We start from the raw sequence: 20173 nt of genomic DNA on the forward strand, positions 1-20173 counted from the left end.
CCAAGCTAACGATAGCAAAAATGGCTGGTGTTGAGGAAAATGATATTGACAGGCTTTTAGCCAATCCACCAGAAAAGATTGAAATCGAAGTAAAGTATAAAATTGCTGTGACGGTTATGGAACTGCGATTTTGGCTAAAAGATTGTGAATCACCGATATAATCGGGATTTGTGAGTAGAGGGCACTTATGAAAAATAAAAGTATCAATCAAGTTTCCATAATAAATGGTGAAGATGGTCCCACAAGTGTTTTTATATTTGGAGAAGCTCAAAAGCAATCTCTAAAGATTAGAATCCAGATAAAAGATCAAGTCTCAAAATAAATATTTTTTAGAGAAAATCAGAGATTTCGATAAAATGCAATATACCAATACATACACTTATGAAAATATATTTGAATAATTAAAATTATGGAGGACACAATGAAAGTTCAAGGAAATAGGTATATTAATAATCCAGAGATGATAAAAAATAAGGTTGAGAAGAAAACAACTGTTCCTCAGAATATTATTTCGGAGGATGATGTGAAAATCAGTGATTCAGCAAGAAAGTTAGTTGAGACTGCTCGTAATAAGGTATCGGATTTTCATACAATGCATTTTTCATCTATTAATGGAGAAATAAGAGAGATACCAGCAGAATATAAATGTGAAAATTTATTCAAATTAGATTTGAAAGCAACTTCCATTTCTGGAGAACAAAGTGCGTTTGAAGGCTGTTCGGAAAATCAGTCAGAGGTTTTTGAAAAATGGCTGGACGAAAATGCTTCTGAATATTTGACAGAAGATGAAATGAAAGATTTAAAAGAGAAGATTAATGCAATGACAGCAGATGTAGATTTTTTGAATGCTCAGGAGGGATATAGAGGAACTTCCTATGAATCTGTATTTTTGTTAAGTGCAAGTGAAGCGGGGCTAAGAAAAGTAAATGAAATGTATGTTCCAGAGCAATTACAAGCAGGTTTTTCAGACATGATTGACGAATATGTTCATTTTAATGATTCGGCACGTAATTCTATCATGGAGAAAATGACACCAGATTACATGGTTGTTGGAATTGGAAGCAAAACAGAATCTTATAAGTACAAGTCAGAAATAATCTCAGATGAGACAGCTTTTTATACAAATGAGAAGAAAGAGATAAGTGGTATCTGCAATCAGTTTTTAAATGGTAAAACAGATCAAAAATTATTTTGTAATGAGATGAAAGACCGTTTAAATGATTACTATGGAAGCAGGTATGAATTAAGGAATCAGCCAGAAGCTGTTGAAGGAAGAGTAAATAATATGCTGGACAAATTGCAGCATATGTTTGGCGTTTAATGTTGAAAAAGGGTTTGGAGAATAATTATGAAGACAGTGACTGATGTAAACACAGTAAACCAGCTATTGACATATTCAAAGCAGGCAGAGGCAGGAATACACCAAAAAGCAATACAGATGTTGCTTGGAGCAGGAAATAATAAAAAACAGGACAGTTTAAGTATTTCTGATGCTGCACGAGGCTTTTCAAAGCAATCCATAGCTGCACTGATAGATAAAAATGCGAATATTTCTAACAGTGAATTGGCTTATTATTTTGCAAATTATAATAATTCAAGTGCTATTTTGGATGCAATCAATTTTGGGGAGAATGTTTCCTGTGGATATAATTCTGATTTTAAGGAGTATGGGGTTATTTCCTTTGACCTTAATGGGAGCAGACAGGTAGTACCTAATTATGCAGTACCGAAAATGAATACAAGCACCATGTCAGGCATTTGTGCTGCAAATAATTCTTTGGTATTAAGTAATAAAAGTTATTATTCATGGACAACATCAAGTGGCGGTAAATATACATGGACGGTCAACAATGGAAGGATAGGCTGGGCAGCCTCGGAATCGTTGCTTGCAGAGAATACAAATCAAAAAGGGACAAATTATAAGTGGGAAATGTGTAAGGCAGGCAATATCCTGTCTGATCTGGCACAGGGAAAGAGTGTGTGGGGGTATCTTTACAGCAATGAGGAGGTATTGTCCGTCTGTGAGAAAGTCGGGATTTCTCCGGGATTCTTTTCTATAGAAGCGGGAGCAGGAAAACACACTTATTTATTGCAGGAATCAGGAAAGACCATAAATGTTGACGCAAAGATAAAACAGTTAAATGATATAAACTGGATAGAAATCGGATTTAAAGAAGGAGATACGTTTTCCGTTTATGGTAAAGAGTATGCTATTGACAGCAGTGGGCATATCAATGTTTCGGCAGAAGATGAATTTACATCAACGGAAATTAAATATCCAAGTCGTTCAATATAATAGAAATTATTTTAAGTTTCAATAACAGGGAGGTAGGATTATGGCAATTACAGGTATCAATAACAGCAGTTGCACATCGTATTATGCTTCAAATTACAAGAATACTGTTAAAAAAACAGATAGTGAAAAGGATAGTACAAATACAAAAGACGGCAACGTGACAACAAGTACAGTTGAATTAAAAACATCACGTCCCGGTGTGACAAAAACAGAGCAGATTAAGACGGGGTATAGCAATGTAAATGATTATTCAAAATACTTGCAAGGAAAATACCATTATATGAATATAGGGCTGACTTCAATGCAGGGTATTCCGACAACGGTATCTGTTTCAAGTGCATTTTTACAAAAGTGCATGAATGATCCGGAAAAAGCAAAGTATTTGGAGGAAAACTTAGCAGCCATTCCGGATTGTACAAAAGATACGATTAATGGATGTTTGGGCACTGTGACAAATCAGAGTTATATGATTGATGCAAACGGAAATATTATAGAGACAGCATCTTGTACAAATGATCCAGATGGGAAAATAGCGAAAGAGAATGCTGAACGAAAGGCAAAAGAGAACAGAGAAAAAGAGGGAAAAGTAAAAGAGAAAAGAGCTGCTAAAAAAGCAGAGGAAGAAAAAGCTGCAAAGAAACGTGCAGAAAAATCGGCAGAAGGAAAAGAAACGGGTGATTATACCTTATCCGTAACTGGTAATGATGTAAAAAGTATGACACAGAGCCTTGTAGCAGAATCTGTGAGTATTTCTGCACCTGATAGATCAAATTTTGATATTAAGGCATAAGAGGGTTCGGTAAAAGGAAAATATCAAATTGGTGCATAGGATGGCATCACCAGAGAGTAGAGTGGCAGAAAGTCAGTAGATATAAAGTTATAGATAGATTTATTTATGAACCGTGAGGTGGATTTATGGGAATCTCTTTTTCAAATATAGGAACAGTTGGAAGGGAACAGCTAATTACTTCTGGTAGTAATGGAGAACCAAACTGGTCTTATATTCCATCGAAAGGAAAAAGTACAAAAACGCAGACTGAATTTGTAAGTGAGATTAGGAAACTGGCACAAAAGGCTGCCAATGCTACTGATAAGACAGAACAAGACGCTATTTCAAGGCAGGTATTGCAGTTAAGGGCAGAATATTTGTCAGAGGTTGCACCGGATAGAAAGCAGTTATACCAACAGGCAAAAAGTGCAATGAAAAATCAAAATACCAATCCAAAATGTAAAGGGATTGGAGAATTAACCTTACTGGATTTTTTGGAACAGGCAGAGGGAAAAAATCAGAATCTTGCAGACAAGCAGATTGTATTGGCAGGAGGCGGAACATTAAAATTCACTATTTTAACATCAGGTGGTTATGGTGTTCAAATTCAGAGTCAGGGCGTGAATGTATTGTTAAATACCGGTGCCGGCTGGGGATACGAAATGACTCCGGCAGAACTTACAAAAAAAGATGAATTCTATTCCATTTACTGGAAGGAATATAAAGCCGTAAAGAATGGTATGAATTCTGAATTAAAAGAACTACCGGATTATCTGGAAAAAAGACCAGTTTTTGAAGCGAAAGCCTAATAAATGGAGGTGATTTTGATGTGATGTTTCAATAGGTGTACTTATATATTTATAAATCACTTGGACCATATAAGGAAAGTGATTGCAAATTCCGAATGACAGAGGAATAGCAACGAAAAAATGCAATGGGTATAACAGGCGTAGGAAGTTCTTATAATTTTGTTTATAACACAAAGACAGGTAAGCTATCTACAAAGGATGGCAGTAAAAATGAGTTTGTTGATTTTTGCAATGGAGATGTAAAGGGAGAAGATACAGAGTCACTGAATCATTTTGATGCACATACAAGGTATCAATTTCAAAGAATGCTCTATGTATATGGAACCGGAATGACAGGATAGAATCCTTTTGAAAATGATGAGGAAGTTGAGATTACAGCGGATATAGACAGTGCAACCCATACATCTTTTTATGTGAATGGGCAGAAAGCGTTTACTGCAATTACGGGTATGTCATATCTACCATATGAGATTAGAACTTTTGGAACAGTACAACAACCATTTAAAACTAGGGGATCAATACCATATGATCCACAGACGAATAGTATCACGATTGGAATTGGAAGCAGGTTTGATCTGGGAAATGGATATAGTGTGACGGTACAGGAAGATTGTGTCTGGGGTGAGGGCTATGGAAAGGGAAGCCTGGCGGATGATGAAAGATGTAATATGATGGTCGGGGGCTTAAGTTCCTTGATCCATTTTGCAGATCAGCAGTATTTTTCAAGTATGACGGATACATACACAGATTATATTTTAGAATTTCTTTCTTCTCAGGGAGTAGATACAAGTAGAGAATTTGTGATAAATGGGACACATTGTGAATTGGTAAATGGAAAAATAAGAGAAGTTGGTAACGATTATGTGGTGCCTAGTGCCATTCAGCAGAAAGCAGTGAAAAGATATGAAGAAAGAATGGCACAGCTTTTAAAGGATGGAAATTGGTATCGAATGGCATAGGTAAAAATTATAAGGAATGGTCTGCCAAAAACACTGGATGACCTGTTAAATAATCCGGGCGGGAATCTGATCTATCAGGATTACGCAAGTGATATCCGGGAAATTTTAGCATATAAACAGACGCAGCACAAAGATATTATGTCTGAGTTAAACGTACAGTTTTTCATGGCAGACGGTACAATTCAGATAAAAAAATAAAGCAAAGGTAATGAAATGAATAATCAATTTATACAAGGAGTAACATTCGATTGGGATAGAATTGATAACGATAGTTATTTAAAGAGAATTGAGGCTTTTGGGGGTGTTAAAAAACTTGATTTCAACAAACCGGTTACTTTTTTTGTCGGAGAAAATGGCAGTGGTAAATCCACTTTATTGGAGGCACTTGCCGTAGCACATGGTTTTAATCCTGAGGGTGGAACAAAGAATTATGTTTTTTCTACGCATGATACACATTCAGAATTATGTGATGCGATAAGAATTTCAAAAGGCTATCGGAAGGAAAAATGGGGATATTTTCTTAGAGCCGAAAGTTTTTATAATGTTGCAACGCAGGAAGAAGAATATGCAGATTTTGCGCATCCTTCTGCTAAATATCATGAAAGGTCACATGGAGAGAGTTTTCTCGCGTTAGCGCAGAACAATTTGCAGCCAAATGGTCTGTATCTTTTTGATGAACCGGAAGCTGCATTATCACCTCAGAGACAGCTTACATTGTTAATACAAATATATAGATGTGCAAAAGAGGGAGCACAATTTTTTATAGTTACACATTCGCCTATTCTGTTAGGCATACCAGATGCAGATATCTATTGTTTTGATAATGGAAGCATACATTTATGTGAATATGAAGAAACAGAGAGTTATCAAGTGACAGAAATGTTTATAAACAATAGGCAGATGTTGCTGGATAAATTGTTGATAGAGTAAAGAAACAATGTGTTAGGGCACAAATATGATAAAAACAAAAAATATTTCAGAAATGTTGACTTCTTTAAATGAGGAGTATCGTTTTAATAAAAATACTCTTTCAAAATATTTAGAAATAACTGAAGAAACAGTAGATGGAGTAGCAAAGGGAAATGTGGAATGTCTGCCAGATGATCCTGCATTGCGTCTTAAAATACTTAGTAAAGTAGGATTTCTGTATTTTGGAGCGATTGAAGATAAGGATAAGCAATTAAGCGGTTTTTTGGAAGTGCTTGTTTCCTATCATGGCATATCCAAGCTAACGATAGCAAAAATGGCTGATGTTGAGGAACAGGATATTGACAGGCTTTTAGCCAATCCGCCAGAAAAAGTTGAAATCGAAGTAAAATATAAAATTGCTGTGACTGTTATGGAACTGCGATTTTGGCTAAAGGATTGTGAGTTACCAATATAATCATGTGGTGCTTGGGAAACTGGTGGAATAACAGGAAATGTAATTAGAATAAAGAAAGATAGAAGGCGAGTAGCGGATTGGTGTCTGCTGCTCACTTTTCGTTTATGGGTATATGTCGCAATACGACTTTTGAAGTGTTGTATTGCAATCTGTTTTCGGGTATTCCTCGTTGGTATCATTACCATAAAAGCGAGGTGAATTCCATGAAAGCAGAGAAGAAGGAAATCAATATACAGATCGGAAAAAGGTTGCAAACCGCCAGAGAAAACAGTGGATATACGCAGGAAGTTTTTGCAGAGACGCTGGATGTAGGGGTAGAGCATTATCGCAAAATCGAAAGTGGTGTCTATGGCTTACAGCCGGAGAAAATGCTGATCTTGTATGAAAAGTACAGGATTGAGCCGACTTATCTGGTTACGGGGGATACAAATCATAAGGTTGATATTGAACTGTTCCTTGCAAACTGCAGCAGGGAGGAACGGGATGTATTTATAGACAGTATGCTTGCGTATATGAGAAAGCTGATGACAGGCCGTTAAAGCAGCACAGTCTCCGGGATGTATATTTGATCAATATATTTTGAGAAGGAGACGATATATGAGGGTAGTAATCTGCGATGATAATCAGCAGGACATTGAAAGGATCAGACGCTATACACTGCGTATGATCGACTATGCGGTGGAGTATGTGTTTTATACCAGACCGGAAGAATTATTGAGGGAATGTGCAGATGCGGAGCAAAAGCCGGATATGTACATTCTTGATATTGAGATGCCTGGAATGGACGGACTGGCGGTGGCAAAACAGATCCGTGAGACAGATTCCAAGGCATTACTGGTGTTTCTTACCAGCTATACCAAATACATGCCAAGTGTATTTGAAGTTGTCACATTTGATTTTATTCCAAAACCAATCTCAGAAGAAAGGCTCCGTGTGCTGTTTGAGAAGGCAGGAACCTATCTGAATCTGACCAATCAGAGTTTCTCATTTTGTTACCGCAGGGTGCGGTACAGTCTGAAGTTTGACGAAATCCTGTATCTGGAAAAGCGGGGGCGTCAGGCGATAATCCACACAAAGAAAATGAAATATCAGTCCAACATGAACCTGAATGAAATATGGGAGAAACTGGACGAGCGCATGTTTGCCGCCGTTCATGGCTCTTTTATCGTTAATTTGAAACATGTTCATTCCGTATCCAGCGGCATGGTCATGCTTACAGACGGCACAGAGTTGGGAGTGACAAGAGGGTACCGGAAGGAGCTGACGGAAAAGCACATCGCATTTGTGCAGGGAGGAATGTGACATGGCATTATATGGGGTGAGGCTTGTCATAAATCTTTTTGACCTCTGCATTTACCGCAGGTATTTAGAGGAGTTCATTGGAAACAGAAAAACTTCCATGGAGTTTTCTGTTCTTCTGCTGATAGTGTGCGAGCTGATTGGAAGTGCGGTGAACCAGATGGGGATAAGCTGGCTGAATTTTGTGACGATGGTGGCGATTCTCTGTGTATATGTCTGCCAGTATGAGGCAGGGATTGTAAGCAGGCTGATTGCGGTTCTGCTGTATATGGGGATTATGGGAGTTGCAGAACCGTTAGGATATTTGTTTAATAAGGCATTCATGGAAAAGGTGTTGGACGATACCACGGTTTCATATTATTTTATCGTGTTTTTTATGGCACTTTTGAAAGCAACAATTGTGGAGGTGTTTTGCAGACTGAAATCTGGAAAAAGCATTCGACTATCAGCAATGCCAAAAGAAACGCAATATATGTTGACAATGATACCTTTATGCAGCCTGATCAGTTGCTTTTTACTGATAGAGGTTGCAAAAGAATTAATCTCGGCACAGATGGTCGTGCTGTGCATGTGCATTATCTTTGTCATTATCATCACTAATTATGTAATTTTTCTGATGATTGAAAAGTATACGACAGTGGAAGAAAAACAGCACGAAGAGGAAATGATCCAGAGGGAAATCTTATACCGGAACGAATATTATCAGGACATGGAACGGTATCAGGAACAGATACAGGACATCCGGCATGATATGAAGAACCGGCTGACGGGACTGCTCGCAGCGGCAGAACAGGGAAGTGCGGAACTGATCAGGGACAGACTGCAGGAAGTATTGGGAGATATCCAGCTGGCAGAGGAAATCATCTATTCTGCAAATCCTGTGGTGAATGCCATATTAAAAGTAAAAAGCATAAAGGCAAAAGAGAAAGAGATACCGATGCAGGTTACAACTCTGCTCCCCCAGAGAGTATCTGTGGATATCGGGGACATGGGTGTTCTGTATGGGAATCTTCTGGATAATGCGATAGAGGCGGCGATGGCGGTGGAACAGGAAAAACGGTATGTTCATGTAGAATCAAAGTTTCAGGAGGGCAGACTGCTTTTATCCATTAAGAACAGCAAGCCGTCCGGGACAAGTTCCTGTCAACAGACAAGCAAAAAAGATAAAATAAAACACGGCAGGGGAATCCGTTCGGTGCGGAAAGTGGCAGAAAAATATGGCGGGGAGCTTCTGTTAAAAGATCAGGGGGAACATTTTGAGGCAGTCCTTCTGCTCAACGGAGTTGCAAAACTGGAGTGAGACTGCAACTTATTACAGCAAACCTGCAACTTGTTACAGATAGATTGATTTTTACATGGAAACTGTTAGAGTGAAAACATCAAAAAAAGGAGGGTTTTACTAAAAATGAAGAAAAGAAACTGGATGTACCGACTGAGCAGCAAATCCATGAGTGTGATGGCAGCACTGGCACTTATGGTGACAACCATGGCAACGAACCGTTCCTGCATGTGGTATCTGGGACAGGACAAGATGCCGGAAGATTCCAAAAAACTCAGAAGGTTTTAAATCATGACGAAATGGCTCAGCCATCGTATGGTTGAGCGGGGAATCATAAAAGAGGAGGAGCAGGAATTATACCAGTTTGGAATATGCAATGGTATGATCCTGCTTCTAAACGTTGTGACAGCACTGGTCATCGGCCTGCTTACAGAGCAACTGGCGGTTGTGGCAGTGTTTACCCTGTCTTTTATGGTTCTTCGCAGTTATACCGGTGGATATCACTCAGACAGCAGGATTTTCTGTTATCTTGGTTCTAATCTGGTGCTGCTGGTTCCGGTTTATACACAGGCTGTGTTTTACAAGACATCGCTGGCATGGCTGCTGGCAGTATTGCTGGTGTCCGCAGGGATCATTTTTTTACTCAGTCCCATGCACAGCAAGAACCGGAAGCTGGATAAAGAGGAACAAAAGCATTTTGGCAGAAAAGCAAGGCTGATCGCAGCTTTGGAACTGGCTGTGCTTGGCATTTTGTGGCATGCAGGCCAGATACCGTATGCTTACGCTGTTTATACGGGAATCTGCATCACGGCACTGTTCATGCTCGTAGGAAAAGCACAGTTATGGATACAGTCACATACCGAAAATGGATAGTCCTTTCCGAACATGCGGAAGGGACTTTTTTTCTGGAAAACAGGAGGGATGACAAGACGAAACGGTAACTTATTACAGGTACCGTAAGACTTATTACACTTATATTGAAGCGAACTTTCTTTCCAAGTATAGTACCGCAAAAAGGCTTAGGAGAAGAAAGGCGTGGCATGTTTTGGGGAATTCATGCCGCACCGGATTGCAGGGAGCGGCAGAAAGGGAAAAGTTCATAAGGATAACATCTGGGTGCAGTTTTGCATGCTTTATTTTGCATGGGAACAGCACCTTTTTTTATTGTCTTTTTCCAGTAAAGCAGAACCCAGAGGTCCGCCAGATGTCATTCATTTCAAAAAAATTACGAAATGGAGGACATTTGAATGTCAGAATGGATCAGGATCAGAGTAAAGGATTTTTATAAAGATGCAGTTGGTGAGCTGGAATACACCTATGTGACCAGAGAAGTCTACGAGGCACTTGTCGATACGTTCCGCAAAGAAGCCCACGCACAGGAAATGCGGGATATCAGACATACGACCAAGGACGGATATACAGAAGGAGAAACGGAAGATCTGGTGGAGCTGACCGGGGAATCGGTAGAGGATACGGTCATCCGGCAGATGGAAATAGAAACCCTGCAGAAAGCAATGCAGTCACTCACCCCAGTGCAGAGAGAGCGGCTGCATTTTTATTTTTTTGAGGGCATGACATACCGGCAGATTGCAGCGAAAGAAGGGGTCGGAGAGAAGAACATCCGGGAGAGCATAAACGGTGCGGTAAAGAAAATAAAAAAATATTTTGATTAATACCCCCTCAAAACGTGTTTTTCTGTGAGTACCTTATGAGAGGAACTTTTTCTGGACAGATGGTCTCTTCCGGGAATCCTCTCATGTCTCGTGTGTGGATACGACACAGGCAGACAAAACGCACATTGAAAAATGCCGGAGAGGAATGCAGGGCTCCGAGCGCAGGATGGAATCACGCCATATCCTGCCAGCTATATCCAGCAGTTCAGATACGTTAGCCGTTTCATGAGCCGTAACCGGGGCGCAGTGACACTCCTGCAGCAATCGGGCAGATGTTCTTTCTGCCAGCCATGCTGTGAAAAAGATCGCATCTAAGGAGCCGAGCGGGAAAGCCGGGGTACAGCCTGTCTGTGGTGGACAGGCGCGAAGAGGGGAATGGCCTATAATGATACACCTTGAGATTAGCCAGCACGCAGTGGTGGAGGTGAAATACCTGTGATGTCTGCCTGTCCGAGTGGCAGGGACCAAAGACAGTCTGGACTGACTGCCCATGAAATGCCGGCTTTGGGATTTTTTCTTCTCTGTTTTGGCGGCGTTTTGGTTCCGGGGAGTAGTGACGAATAGGGACAGACACTTTTTATTTATGAAATGAAGGATTATGGCAGTAAGACTTAATTACAGAAACCATGCGGCGGAGGGGAACTTCCGCCGTATTCTTGTGGAGTTAAGAAAAGCAGAAAAATGGGGAATGGAGGAAAACAGGAGATGAAGAAAGAAGATACCGAAATGATGTTAAGGATTTTTGAAACGGAGAGGGCAGGATATGCCTATCTTTATCTGAGTGATGGAGGGGAGCGGAAAGAGGACTATATCTCGACCACGGCAGAAAATATCGCAAATTATATCGGCAGCCACATGTTTGAAGCCGAAAAGATCGTCATCACAGATATGTGTGACAGGCTGATATTAGATACCTGCGGCTATTTTATCAATAGCTGTCCCAATCAGGAATTCTGTAAGGAAATCCATCCGTTCTTAATCCCGATCCAGATGGGAGAAAAGGACGCGGGAGAGGTGCTTTCAGTCAGCAGGGATGTATCGGAACAGTATTTCCGGGAAGAAGATGAGGCTGCAACCATGGCTGAAATCGGGATGATGTAAAGGTGTTTCTTCTGGGCAAAAGTGTTTGGCTTGGGAGAATGAATTTAACTTACTTAAATTGTGGGAGGAAAAAGGGGAGAGATGATGGAAAGCGGAGCGAATGAGGTGCGGTATAAGATTGCTGAATTTCTCTTAAAAAGGATGCATGAAGATAAGCTGTTAACCGAGGAAGAATGGGAAAAAATCCGGGTTTTGAATGTCAAGACCTTTTCCCCCGAACTGGCAAAAGTATATCTGTAATAACACTGGATATATATAAAACTATGTGGTAGTGTATGTTGCTGACAGGGAGTGAAAACCATTGAAAATACTGGGAAAGGAGAAAAAAGTATGGTAAAAAAAGTGACTGTCATAAAGGCAGCAAAAGCGCAGAAACATACACAGGAAGAACGCAGGCTGAAAGTGTGCGGATATGCCAGAGTCAGTACCGGCAGTCAGGCACAGGCAACTTCCTATACTGCACAGGTCGAGTACTATACGGAAAAAATCGAGAGCAACCCCCTGTGGGAGTTTGCAGGGGTGTATGCGGATGAAGGAATCAGCGGAACAAACGTAAAGCACAGGGATGAGTTCCAGATGATGATTTCAGACTGTGAGGATGGGAACATCGACCTGATCCTTACGAAATCCATCACAAGATTTGCAAGAAATACGGTGGAATGCATCCAGACCATCCGAAAGCTGAAGGAGATTGGCGTTGGAATCTACTTTGAAAAAGAGAATATCAACACGCTGTCAGAAAAAAGCGAGCTGTTCATTACCATCCTGGCATCGGTGGCGCAGGGGGAATCAGAAAACATCTCAAGCAACAACCGATGGGCGATACAGAAACGCTTTCAGGATGGAACCTATATCATATCGACGCCAGCGTATGGCTATGGAAAAGACGAGGATGGAAATTTAGTCATCATAGAATCCGAGGCAGAAACCGTAAGGTGGATTTATGAGTCTTACTTAAACGGCATGGGAGTGTATGTGATAGCAAAGGCACTGAACCAGAAAGGCATTCCAACAATCCGGGGTGCAGAAAAGTGGCAGGACGGGGTGATACAGGACATTCTGAAAAATCCCATTTATGAGGGAGATATGCTTCAGCAGAGGACATATACAGAAACAAGGTTCCCATTTGTCCGCAGGGTAAACAACGGACAGAGAAACCAGTATCTCATCAAAGACAGCCATCCGCCAATCGTCACTCATGAGGAGGCAGAAGCGGTGCGGAACCTAATGGATTACCGGGTGGATGTACTGCACATGAACAAGAGTGACTACACCAAAAGATACCTGTTTTCCGGCAGAATCATCTGCGGGGAGTGCGGAAGAACCTTCCGGCGGCAGAAAATCTACATTGGGAAACCTTATGAGAAGATCATCTGGACGTGCAGCGGACATGTGGAGGATAAAGAGAGCTGCTGCATGAAAGCCATCCGGGAGGATGTGCTGCACCGGGCTTTTACAGACATGTGGAACAAGCTGTACACCAATCAGGGAATGATATTAGAGCCGCTGTTAAAAGAGCTGACAGAACTTGTGGCAGCAAGGCAGGACAGTGAGGAAATCAGACAACTGGATAGGGAAATCAAAGATATAAGCGGGCAGAGCCAAATCCTAAACCAAGTCATGAGGAAAGGATATATGGACTCTGCTCTTTTTATGGAGAGCAGTAATAAACTTGGCTGGCAACTGACGGAATGCAGGAGAAAAAAGACACTTTTGACCAGAAAGCTGCGGAGGACAAAAGAAATCGTGCGGACCGAACAGCTTATCCAACTGATCGCAGAACAGGACGGATTAAGGGAGGAGTTTGACGAGCAACTGTTTAAAATGACAGCGGAGAAGATCGTGGTCTCCAAAGAACACGACATCACCTTCTGCCTGCACAACGGACTGAAACTGACGGAGAGGGGAGGCGGACAGGATGCAGTGGCACATGCCAATCGGCTATAAAGTTGTGGATGGAAAAATCACCATCTGCGAAGAGCAGAGAAAGATTGTGGAACAGATATTTACAGACTATGACAGCGGGGTGGCGGCAGGCAGGATTGCCCAGAACCTGAAAGGGAGAAACATATGCAATGCAAAAGGGAAAGTGTCCTGGACCCATGCATCCATCGGCAGGATACTGGAAAACCCAAGCTACCTTGGCACAGAATACTATCCGCAGCTCATAGGAGAAGAACTGTTTGAGAGAGTCCAACGCAGACGGGAAAAGGTGAGGGCAGAGCTTGGAAGGGCAGACCACCGGCCCGGCAGGGATGAGAGAATCCTCTTCGGAGGTGTCATCTGGTGTGCAGAATGTGGGGCAGTATGCAGCCATATCCAGCCGAACCACAAAAAAGAGCGTGGCGGCACTGCCAAGTGGAAGTGCAGGAACTATGTGACTGGCAGAGCAAAAAACTGCAGGAACAGTTTTATTACAGACGGGCAGGCAAAGCAGGTGTGTGTGGAAGCCATCAATGCAGTGATACGAAACAAAGGCCTGCTCCGGGTACACAGGCAGGAGGAAAAGGTCAGCCCTCAGTACCGGGTTCTGGAGCGGAACCTGCAGCGGATGAAAGAAGAACAGGAACGCACAGAAACAGACCTGATGAAATTGCTCTATGAAAGGGCAGAGGAACGCTACCGGACACTGGAGGTCAGGGATGGGGAGTTCCGGACAGAGGAGGTCAAAAACATCCTTGCAGGAAAAAAGGAACTGGAAACGTTTGATGAAAATTTATATAGAAAAATAATCGCACGCATCTGGGTGCATAGCGGAAACATGGCAGAAGTGGAGTTTATCAATGGGAGCCGTGTCACAGTCGGATATAAGGATTAGGAGGGAGAGCAGATGGCAGAAACAGCAAAAAAGATCAGCATGATACCTGCCAAGGTGCAGTATGACCGGAATGTGAAACTGTCAGAGAAGAAAATGAAGGTCGCTGCCTACTGCCGTGTCAGTACGGAACTGGAAGAGCAGGACAGCAGCTATGAGGCACAGGTGGAGTATTATACCAGCAAGATATCCGAAAATGAAAACTGGAAAAATGCCGGCATCTATGCGGATGACGGAAAGAGCGGAACAAACACCAAAAAGAGGGCAGACTTTAATGCCATGATACAGGATGCCCTTGCAGGAAAGATCGACATGATCCTTACAAAGTCGGTCAGCAGGTTTGCGAGGAACACGGTAGACTCGCTGGTGACCATCCGAAAACTCAAGGAAAAGAATGTGGCGGTGGTGTTCGAGAAAGAGGGAATCAATACACTGGAGGGAACCGGCGAAATCCTTATCACCATCTTAAGCAGCCTGGCACAGGAGGAGAGCCGCAACATCAGTGAGAACATCCGCTGGGGAGTCGTGAGGAAATTTGAAAAAGGCAAGGTCATCGTAAACTGCACAAAGTTCATGGGATACACCAAAAACGAGGATGGTGACCTGGTCATCGTACCCGAAGAGGCAGAGATCGTAAAGCTGATCTTCCGCCTTTATCTGGAAGGCTACAGTACCGGGAAGATCGCAAAGCATCTGGAAGAGCAGGGAATCAAGACCGCCACAGGGCAGGACAAATGGCATTCCACGGTAATAGACAAAATGCTCCGCAATGAAAAATACATGGGAGATGCATTACTGCAGAAAACCTATACGGTGGATTTCATGACAAAAAAGAAAGTCAAGAACACTGGAATCGTACCGCAGTATTATGTGGAAGATGACCATGAGGCAATCATTCCGAAAGAGCTGTTCTACAGGGTACAGGAAGAGATGATGCGGAGGGCATCCTTATGCAAGGCGGCTGTCACCCGGAAGAAGAACCAGAAAAGCAGGTATTCCTCCACCTATGCACTGACCGGCATGCTGATCTGCGGAAAATGCGGACAGGAGTACAGGAGAGTCACCTGGGCGAGAAACGGGAAAAAGAAAGTGGTCTGGAGATGCAGCAATCGGCTGACCAACGGAGTGAAGAAATGCGGGGAATCCGAGACACTCGAAGAGAACGCATTAAACAGGGCGGTGATGGAAGCCATCCACAGGATCACAAGTGATGATATGGAATTTATGGAACACTTCCGGCAGAACATCATCCATGTCATCGGGAGCTATGGCACCGCAAAAGAGTCCGGGGAATACGAGGAAAAGATAAAAGAAAAACAGGAAGAGATGGTGGCACTGATTGCAGAGAATGCAAAGACCGGTTCCTACACACCGGAGTTTGATGAACGCTACCGAATCATAGCAGAAGAAATCAATGCCTTAAAAGAGGCACAGAAAACAGCCAGAAACGAGAAATGGATGGCTGACAGCTATGAACAGAGAATCCAAGATATCGACCATTACTTAAGCACAAGCACCTGCCAGATACAGGAGTTCGACAATGACCTTGTCAGACGGCTGATCTCGACCATCAAAGTGGAATCCAGCGAGAAGCTGCTGATACAGTTCCAGTCAGGCATTGTCATGGAACAGGAGATTCGATATGAGTAAGACTGCGGCAGGAATGGCAGCAAGCAAATAGGAAACGTTGTTCCTGCCAGTTTATGGTAAGAATAAAATGCCCGATGATCCGGGCGTTTTATTGTTGGCATAAAAATAGGAAACAAATGCAGAACAATAGGAACAGAAAAGTGTGCAATAGGGAAATAAACGGAAGAACGATTATAGAAAGAAACACAAGATTGTGTGACAGGAGAGGAGGAGAAAAGCGTATGAATTATGAGCAACTGATAGAAGAACTGAGGGAGGAAATGTTACAGCTTGTAAACACCAAATGTGATGCACTGCTCCAGATGTACCGGAGTGGCGAGGTGCATACAAGTGTGAAAGATACGATCCGGGAAAGCAGCCTTATCACAGTGTCCCCGGCAGAACTGAAAGGGAAAAGACCGCTGGCAGTCCAGTTCGCACCGGGAGAATGGATAGAGACACCTACATGGAGAAAGGTGGCACAAAGGATTTTGCAGACCTGTAATGAACAGCCGGATATCCATGAAAGATTTATGGAAATGTGTGGAAAAGTAGCCGGACGCTGGAGGACGATCCTTGGCAGTTCACCGGAAGAAATGGATGTACCGATAAAGGTGGATGAGGAACTTTATTTTGAGGGAAAATTTGACACCGAGGCGATGTTAAACATGTTAGAGAAAAAAGTGCTGGAACCGGCAGGGGTTGATTACAGCAGCATTAAAATCCGGTATATGGTAAAAGTGCAGGAGCAAGCAAAAAGTATAGAGCATGTGCCAGAGCAGGATGTTTTGGAGCATGAGGAGCAGGAACAACATGCACCGGTGCAGACAATGTAAAAAATGGATGGAATCAAGACTCCGAGTCTATGACAGGTTTGGAGTTTTTCTTATGTTCCTTTTTCAAATGTAAAAATTGATTGTATAAAAGAAATGGGTAAGTTATAATATAGGTGTGGTCAGATGCCTTTTTGGGGATGACTATATCTGTTACCAAAAGGAGGAAGGCCAGTGAATACAGAATTAAAAAATGCAGTGAAAGCAACAGACAAGGATGCACAGTATGATACGAGTGCAAAGCGTCTGTTAGGGCAGAAGAGCATACTGGCACATATACTGGTAAAAACAGTTGATGAGTTTAAGGGCATGAATCCCAAGGATGTGGTCAACTGCATCGAGGGAACACCACATATCAGTACGGTACCGGTAGAGCCTGGACTCACAAATGCAGCCAGCGAAAAAAATGGTGAGAGGCTGGTCGGTTTCAACACAGAAAATGAAGAAATTAATGAAGGTCTGGTAAGATTTGATATCGTTTTCTATGTGCGCATGAAAGATGGATTGTCACAGATCATCATCAATGTGGAAGCACAGAAAGACGAGCCGAAGGGATACGAAATCTTAAACAGGGCAATCTTTTATGTAAGCAGACTGATCTCATCACAAAAAGAACGTGATTTTGAGAACTCCAGCTACAATGACATTAAGCGTGTATATTCGATCTGGGTATGTATGAACATGGAAGAGAGCAGCATGAGCCATGTGCATCTCACTAAGGAAGATTTGATCGGTTCCTATGAATGGAAGGGAAATCTTGACCTGCTGAATATCATCATGCTTGGACTGGCAAAGAATCTGCCGGAACATGATGAGACGTATGAACTGCACCGTCTGCTGGGAGCATTGTTATCCAAGGAACTTACAATAGATGAAAAACTAAACATAATTGGAAATGAATACGATATTCCTATTGAGGAGAACTTCAGGAAGGATGTGAGCGTTATGTGTAACTTGAGTCAGGGAATAAAAGAAGATGGTATTGCGATTGGAGAGGCAAGAAAAGAAGAAAAAATTATTCTTAATATGCATAACAATGGTTTTACTGTAGAGCAGATTGCTATGGCTACAGATAAAAACGTAGAAGAAGTGAAAGCGATTATTGCAGGGAAGGAACCTGCGCTTGCATAAAGTTATGTAAGAAAAAGAGAGCCTTTGAGTTTAAATAACTTGGAGGCTCCTGTTATATGAAGATTTGGGAAATAATAGATACAGTTAAATTATCTGATGAAAAAATGGGTATATGTGGAAATACAGATGGAGAGTGAATGTGTAAATGAATGAAAAACAATTCTTAAAGACAATGATAGAAACTATAAAATATGATGAAGATATTCAGAACAAAGATGATTTGTTGGGGATTTTAAGATATTCTATAGTTACATTTAGAAAAACCGGTGCATATACCCATGTATCGAATCAGAGGCAGGAATATATGGATTTAAGAGTGCCAATTCCAATGCTGAAAAAAGCAAAGGAATATAAAGATGTTTTTTTTGACTTAGCCAATGATATTTATATTCCAGATGATGACTATGATTTGTATGGAGTTGAGATTAAACCTAAATTGGTAGAGTTGGAAGATGATGGACAAAATGAACATGATGTAGCATTTGATGGAATCAAAGATGTAATTATTCAAGGCATTCGGAATGCAAAGTATACAATCTGGGTAGCGGTTGCGTGGTTTTCTGACCGAGATATCTTTCAGGAATTACTTGCAAAGAAAAAGCAGGGCATAAGTATTAGAATTATTACATCAAATGAAAAATCTAATATGACGTTGATGAGTGAATTGGAAAGTAATTTTGAGGTGGTAAAAGTGCCACTTAAAGGAGCATATTTGTCCAATCGGCTGCATGATAAATTTTGCATTATAGATTTTGAATTTGTAATGCATGGTTCATATAATTGGAGCAAAGCAGCACAGTATAATGATGAAACATTGGCAACTGCTTTGGATAGAGATTTTGTAAAGAAATTTGCGGATGAATTTATGAGACTGTACAATAATCATAATGAGTAGTTTGCTAAAAGCTTTAATTGTATAAATGGCTGGGATCAAGCCTCCAAGTTTGCAACAGATTTGGAGGTTTTCTTCTGTCCATTTGCGAGGAAGGGAAATTCCAAAACATAATCATCTGTGATACAATATATAAAAAATTGAAGTGAAAGTTAAACGATGTAGATAATATACTAGGGTGAGGAGGATTAAGCTATGGCAGAGAGAATTAGAAAACTTACTAATTCAGAAGTTGAGGTTTTGGCGCGTATAATTGCAGATACCATGACGGGAAGTCAGATGAATGAAATTTTTCAGGAATGTGGAGTTCAGGATGTCAGTAATGAAAGTACAAAATGGAAGAGAATTTATTATACATTTTTAGCAAGACAAGAACAGGATGGAGCATCGAATTCATTTCTTAATTTTATAAAAAAGAGTCTGAAACCGGTAAGGTTTATCAGTGGCCAGAATGGTAATTATGATGAGATTTTATTAGAAATTAACAAACCGTTAATGTTAATTGGACTTCAGATGACAAACGAAGGAAAATTGTTAAAGGTTCAGGCAGCAACTACAATTTCAGAAGTTGAAAGAAGAACCAGAAATCTGGTGAGTGAATTACAAAAAAGACATATTCATCAGGATGTAATAAAGTGTTGCAAAGAGGAATATTTACAAGAAAATTATTTTCATGCAGTTTTTGAGGCGGCTAAGAGTTTGTCTGAGAAGGTAAGAGAAAAAACAGGAATGCAGGAGGATGGTTCAAATTTATTTAATAATGCTTTTGCAGTTAATAATCCTCGATTAGCAATAAATTCATTACAGACACCTTCGGAAAAAAATGCTCAAAACGGTCTAAAAGAAATGTTAAATGGGGTTACGCATATGGTAAGGAATGTAACAGCACATGAGTTGAAAATAAAATGGATTGTAAATGAGCAGGATGCAATTGATATATTAACTACAATTTCTTTTTTACATAAACAGTTAGATGAGAGTTTTGTTGTTCCGCAACATATAGCATAGATTTCTTTGAAAAAGAGTAAATGGTCGGAATCAAGCCTCCAAGTCCACAACAGATTTGGAGGTTTTCTTCTGCCCATTTGAGAGGAAAGTGATTTCCAAAACAAAATGATCTGTGATACAATATATGAAAGAAATTTTGGAAGTATTGGATCATAGAGAAAGAGCAGAGTCAATCGTAAGCTAATCTGGCTTACATCTAAAATACAATGCAATCTTTTTCTATGCGGGGGCAGGAGAGAGTGCATCATGTCAATTTTTTGCAGCCTCATCAGAGAGGAGTGCAACACTTTTCACTC

At 41.2% G+C, this 20173-nt stretch carries 25 protein-coding genes; all 25 read left to right on the forward strand.

Going from position 1 to position 20173, the window contains the following annotated elements; translation table 11 throughout:
* Positions 1-11 precede the first annotated feature (11 nt).
* The 25 genes from DXD06_RS18010 to DXD06_RS11680 all read left to right on the forward strand — a co-directional run bounded on the left by DXD06_RS18010 (position 12) and on the right by DXD06_RS11680 (position 19877).
* A complete protein-coding gene (locus DXD06_RS18010; protein WP_334294443.1) occupies positions 12-161 on the forward strand; it encodes an HTH domain-containing protein in 150 nt (49 codons plus the stop codon).
* A 26-nt stretch (positions 162-187) separates the two neighbouring features.
* The gene (locus DXD06_RS17725) at positions 188-322 is read left to right on the forward strand and encodes a hypothetical protein (RefSeq protein ID WP_278308206.1); all 135 of its coding nucleotides are present in this window, start codon (positions 188-190) and stop codon (positions 320-322) included.
* 99 nt (positions 323-421) lie between these two features.
* Positions 422-1321, forward strand: a complete 900-nt coding sequence (locus DXD06_RS11575; protein ID WP_055232117.1) for a hypothetical protein — start codon at positions 422-424, stop codon at positions 1319-1321.
* Between the two features lie 27 nt (positions 1322-1348).
* The gene (locus tag DXD06_RS11580) at positions 1349-2296 is read left to right on the forward strand and encodes a hypothetical protein (RefSeq protein ID WP_117831964.1); all 948 of its coding nucleotides are present in this window, start codon (positions 1349-1351) and stop codon (positions 2294-2296) included.
* A gap of 40 nt (positions 2297-2336) precedes the next feature.
* Positions 2337-3086 carry a hypothetical protein gene (locus tag DXD06_RS11585; protein WP_117831966.1) on the forward strand — a complete coding sequence of 250 codons (750 nt, stop codon included), beginning with the start codon at positions 2337-2339 and terminating at the stop codon, positions 3084-3086.
* 125 nt (positions 3087-3211) lie between these two features.
* Positions 3212-3874 (forward strand): hypothetical protein, encoded by a 663-nt coding sequence (locus tag DXD06_RS11590; RefSeq protein WP_117831968.1) that lies wholly within the window; start codon positions 3212-3214, stop codon positions 3872-3874.
* A gap of 125 nt (positions 3875-3999) precedes the next feature.
* Positions 4000-4215 (forward strand): hypothetical protein, encoded by a 216-nt coding sequence (locus DXD06_RS17530; RefSeq protein WP_243001051.1) that lies wholly within the window; start codon positions 4000-4002, stop codon positions 4213-4215.
* A 108-nt stretch (positions 4216-4323) separates the two neighbouring features.
* Complete coding sequence (locus DXD06_RS17535; RefSeq protein WP_243001053.1) at positions 4324-4833, forward strand: hypothetical protein; 510 nt, start codon at positions 4324-4326, stop codon at positions 4831-4833.
* Positions 4834-5046: 213 nt separating this feature from the next.
* Positions 5047-5763 carry an AAA family ATPase gene (locus DXD06_RS11600; protein ID WP_117465412.1) on the forward strand — a complete coding sequence of 239 codons (717 nt, stop codon included), beginning with the start codon at positions 5047-5049 and terminating at the stop codon, positions 5761-5763.
* A gap of 25 nt (positions 5764-5788) precedes the next feature.
* Positions 5789-6217 carry an HTH domain-containing protein gene (locus tag DXD06_RS11605; protein WP_117831970.1) on the forward strand — a complete coding sequence of 143 codons (429 nt, stop codon included), beginning with the start codon at positions 5789-5791 and terminating at the stop codon, positions 6215-6217.
* A gap of 203 nt (positions 6218-6420) precedes the next feature.
* Positions 6421-6756: a helix-turn-helix domain-containing protein gene (locus DXD06_RS11610; protein WP_117831972.1), complete on the forward strand. Its 336-nt coding sequence runs from the start codon at positions 6421-6423 to the stop codon at positions 6754-6756.
* 58 nt (positions 6757-6814) lie between these two features.
* Positions 6815-7519, forward strand: coding sequence for a LytR/AlgR family response regulator transcription factor (locus DXD06_RS11615; RefSeq protein WP_117831974.1), 705 nt, complete (start codon positions 6815-6817; stop codon positions 7517-7519).
* Between the two features lies 1 nt (position 7520).
* On the forward strand, positions 7521-8816 hold the full coding sequence (locus DXD06_RS11620) for a sensor histidine kinase (protein ID WP_117831977.1): 1296 nt from the start codon (positions 7521-7523) through the stop codon (positions 8814-8816).
* 105 nt (positions 8817-8921) lie between these two features.
* Complete coding sequence (locus tag DXD06_RS11625; protein ID WP_006859203.1) at positions 8922-9083, forward strand: cyclic lactone autoinducer peptide; 162 nt, start codon at positions 8922-8924, stop codon at positions 9081-9083.
* 3 nt (positions 9084-9086) lie between these two features.
* Positions 9087-9668, forward strand: coding sequence for an accessory gene regulator B family protein (locus DXD06_RS11630; RefSeq protein WP_117831979.1), 582 nt, complete (start codon positions 9087-9089; stop codon positions 9666-9668).
* A 374-nt stretch (positions 9669-10042) separates the two neighbouring features.
* The gene (locus tag DXD06_RS11640; RefSeq protein ID WP_006859205.1) at positions 10043-10468 is read left to right on the forward strand and encodes an RNA polymerase sigma factor; all 426 of its coding nucleotides are present in this window, start codon (positions 10043-10045) and stop codon (positions 10466-10468) included.
* A gap of 705 nt (positions 10469-11173) precedes the next feature.
* On the forward strand, positions 11174-11569 hold the full coding sequence (locus DXD06_RS11645; protein ID WP_199535220.1) for a hypothetical protein: 396 nt from the start codon (positions 11174-11176) through the stop codon (positions 11567-11569).
* 81 nt (positions 11570-11650) lie between these two features.
* The gene (locus DXD06_RS17275) at positions 11651-11809 is read left to right on the forward strand and encodes an SHOCT domain-containing protein (RefSeq protein ID WP_182435217.1); all 159 of its coding nucleotides are present in this window, start codon (positions 11651-11653) and stop codon (positions 11807-11809) included.
* 90 nt (positions 11810-11899) lie between these two features.
* Positions 11900-13516: a recombinase family protein gene (locus DXD06_RS11650; RefSeq protein ID WP_199535221.1), complete on the forward strand. Its 1617-nt coding sequence runs from the start codon at positions 11900-11902 to the stop codon at positions 13514-13516.
* Positions 13488-14387, forward strand: a complete 900-nt coding sequence (locus tag DXD06_RS11655) for a recombinase family protein (protein ID WP_243001055.1) — start codon at positions 13488-13490, stop codon at positions 14385-14387. The genes DXD06_RS11650 and DXD06_RS11655 overlap by 29 nt, the downstream gene beginning before the upstream one ends.
* A 12-nt stretch (positions 14388-14399) precedes the next feature.
* The gene (locus tag DXD06_RS11660; RefSeq protein WP_117831988.1) at positions 14400-16034 is read left to right on the forward strand and encodes a recombinase family protein; all 1635 of its coding nucleotides are present in this window, start codon (positions 14400-14402) and stop codon (positions 16032-16034) included.
* A gap of 221 nt (positions 16035-16255) precedes the next feature.
* The gene (locus DXD06_RS11665) at positions 16256-16849 is read left to right on the forward strand and encodes a hypothetical protein (RefSeq protein WP_117831990.1); all 594 of its coding nucleotides are present in this window, start codon (positions 16256-16258) and stop codon (positions 16847-16849) included.
* A 171-nt stretch (positions 16850-17020) separates the two neighbouring features.
* The gene (locus DXD06_RS11670; protein WP_117831992.1) at positions 17021-17977 is read left to right on the forward strand and encodes a PD-(D/E)XK nuclease family transposase; all 957 of its coding nucleotides are present in this window, start codon (positions 17021-17023) and stop codon (positions 17975-17977) included.
* Between the two features lie 145 nt (positions 17978-18122).
* Positions 18123-18872: a phospholipase D-like domain-containing protein gene (locus tag DXD06_RS11675; RefSeq protein WP_117831996.1), complete on the forward strand. Its 750-nt coding sequence runs from the start codon at positions 18123-18125 to the stop codon at positions 18870-18872.
* A gap of 192 nt (positions 18873-19064) precedes the next feature.
* A complete protein-coding gene (locus tag DXD06_RS11680) occupies positions 19065-19877 on the forward strand; it encodes a TIGR02391 family protein (RefSeq protein WP_117831998.1) in 813 nt (270 codons plus the stop codon).
* The last annotated feature ends 296 nt before the right edge of the window (positions 19878-20173 follow it).

The organism is Roseburia sp. TF10-5, assembly GCF_003462365.1.
Lineage (GTDB): Bacteria > Bacillota > Clostridia > Lachnospirales > Lachnospiraceae > Roseburia > Roseburia faecis.

Bases quoted from the DNA above. Each gene is read 5' to 3' on its own strand.
- DXD06_RS17725 (WP_278308206.1), top strand. From the start codon at position 188: ATGAAAAATAAAAGTATCAATCAAGTTTCCATAATAAATGGTGAAGAT.
- DXD06_RS11575 (WP_055232117.1), top strand. From the start codon at position 422: ATGAAAGTTCAAGGAAATAGGTATATTAATAATCCAGAGATGATAAAA.
- DXD06_RS11580 (WP_117831964.1), top strand. From the start codon at position 1,349: ATGAAGACAGTGACTGATGTAAACACAGTAAACCAGCTATTGACATAT.
- DXD06_RS11585 (WP_117831966.1), top strand. From the start codon at position 2,337: ATGGCAATTACAGGTATCAATAACAGCAGTTGCACATCGTATTATGCT.
- DXD06_RS11590 (WP_117831968.1), top strand. From the start codon at position 3,212: ATGGGAATCTCTTTTTCAAATATAGGAACAGTTGGAAGGGAACAGCTA.
- DXD06_RS17530 (WP_243001051.1), top strand. From the start codon at position 4,000: ATGGGTATAACAGGCGTAGGAAGTTCTTATAATTTTGTTTATAACACA.
- DXD06_RS17535 (WP_243001053.1), top strand. From the start codon at position 4,324: ATGTCATATCTACCATATGAGATTAGAACTTTTGGAACAGTACAACAA.
- DXD06_RS11600 (WP_117465412.1), top strand. From the start codon at position 5,047: ATGAATAATCAATTTATACAAGGAGTAACATTCGATTGGGATAGAATT.
- DXD06_RS11605 (WP_117831970.1), top strand. From the start codon at position 5,789: ATGATAAAAACAAAAAATATTTCAGAAATGTTGACTTCTTTAAATGAG.
- DXD06_RS11610 (WP_117831972.1), top strand. From the start codon at position 6,421: ATGAAAGCAGAGAAGAAGGAAATCAATATACAGATCGGAAAAAGGTTG.
- DXD06_RS11615 (WP_117831974.1), top strand. From the start codon at position 6,815: ATGAGGGTAGTAATCTGCGATGATAATCAGCAGGACATTGAAAGGATC.
- DXD06_RS11620 (WP_117831977.1), top strand. From the start codon at position 7,521: ATGGCATTATATGGGGTGAGGCTTGTCATAAATCTTTTTGACCTCTGC.
- DXD06_RS11625 (WP_006859203.1), top strand. From the start codon at position 8,922: ATGAAGAAAAGAAACTGGATGTACCGACTGAGCAGCAAATCCATGAGT.
- DXD06_RS11630 (WP_117831979.1), top strand. From the start codon at position 9,087: ATGACGAAATGGCTCAGCCATCGTATGGTTGAGCGGGGAATCATAAAA.
- DXD06_RS11640 (WP_006859205.1), top strand. From the start codon at position 10,043: ATGTCAGAATGGATCAGGATCAGAGTAAAGGATTTTTATAAAGATGCA.
- DXD06_RS11645 (WP_199535220.1), top strand. From the start codon at position 11,174: ATGAAGAAAGAAGATACCGAAATGATGTTAAGGATTTTTGAAACGGAG.
- DXD06_RS17275 (WP_182435217.1), top strand. From the start codon at position 11,651: ATGATGGAAAGCGGAGCGAATGAGGTGCGGTATAAGATTGCTGAATTT.
- DXD06_RS11650 (WP_199535221.1), top strand. From the start codon at position 11,900: ATGGTAAAAAAAGTGACTGTCATAAAGGCAGCAAAAGCGCAGAAACAT.
- DXD06_RS11655 (WP_243001055.1), top strand. From the start codon at position 13,488: ATGCAGTGGCACATGCCAATCGGCTATAAAGTTGTGGATGGAAAAATC.
- DXD06_RS11660 (WP_117831988.1), top strand. From the start codon at position 14,400: ATGGCAGAAACAGCAAAAAAGATCAGCATGATACCTGCCAAGGTGCAG.
- DXD06_RS11665 (WP_117831990.1), top strand. From the start codon at position 16,256: ATGAATTATGAGCAACTGATAGAAGAACTGAGGGAGGAAATGTTACAG.
- DXD06_RS11675 (WP_117831996.1), top strand. From the start codon at position 18,123: ATGAATGAAAAACAATTCTTAAAGACAATGATAGAAACTATAAAATAT.
- DXD06_RS11680 (WP_117831998.1), top strand. From the start codon at position 19,065: ATGGCAGAGAGAATTAGAAAACTTACTAATTCAGAAGTTGAGGTTTTG.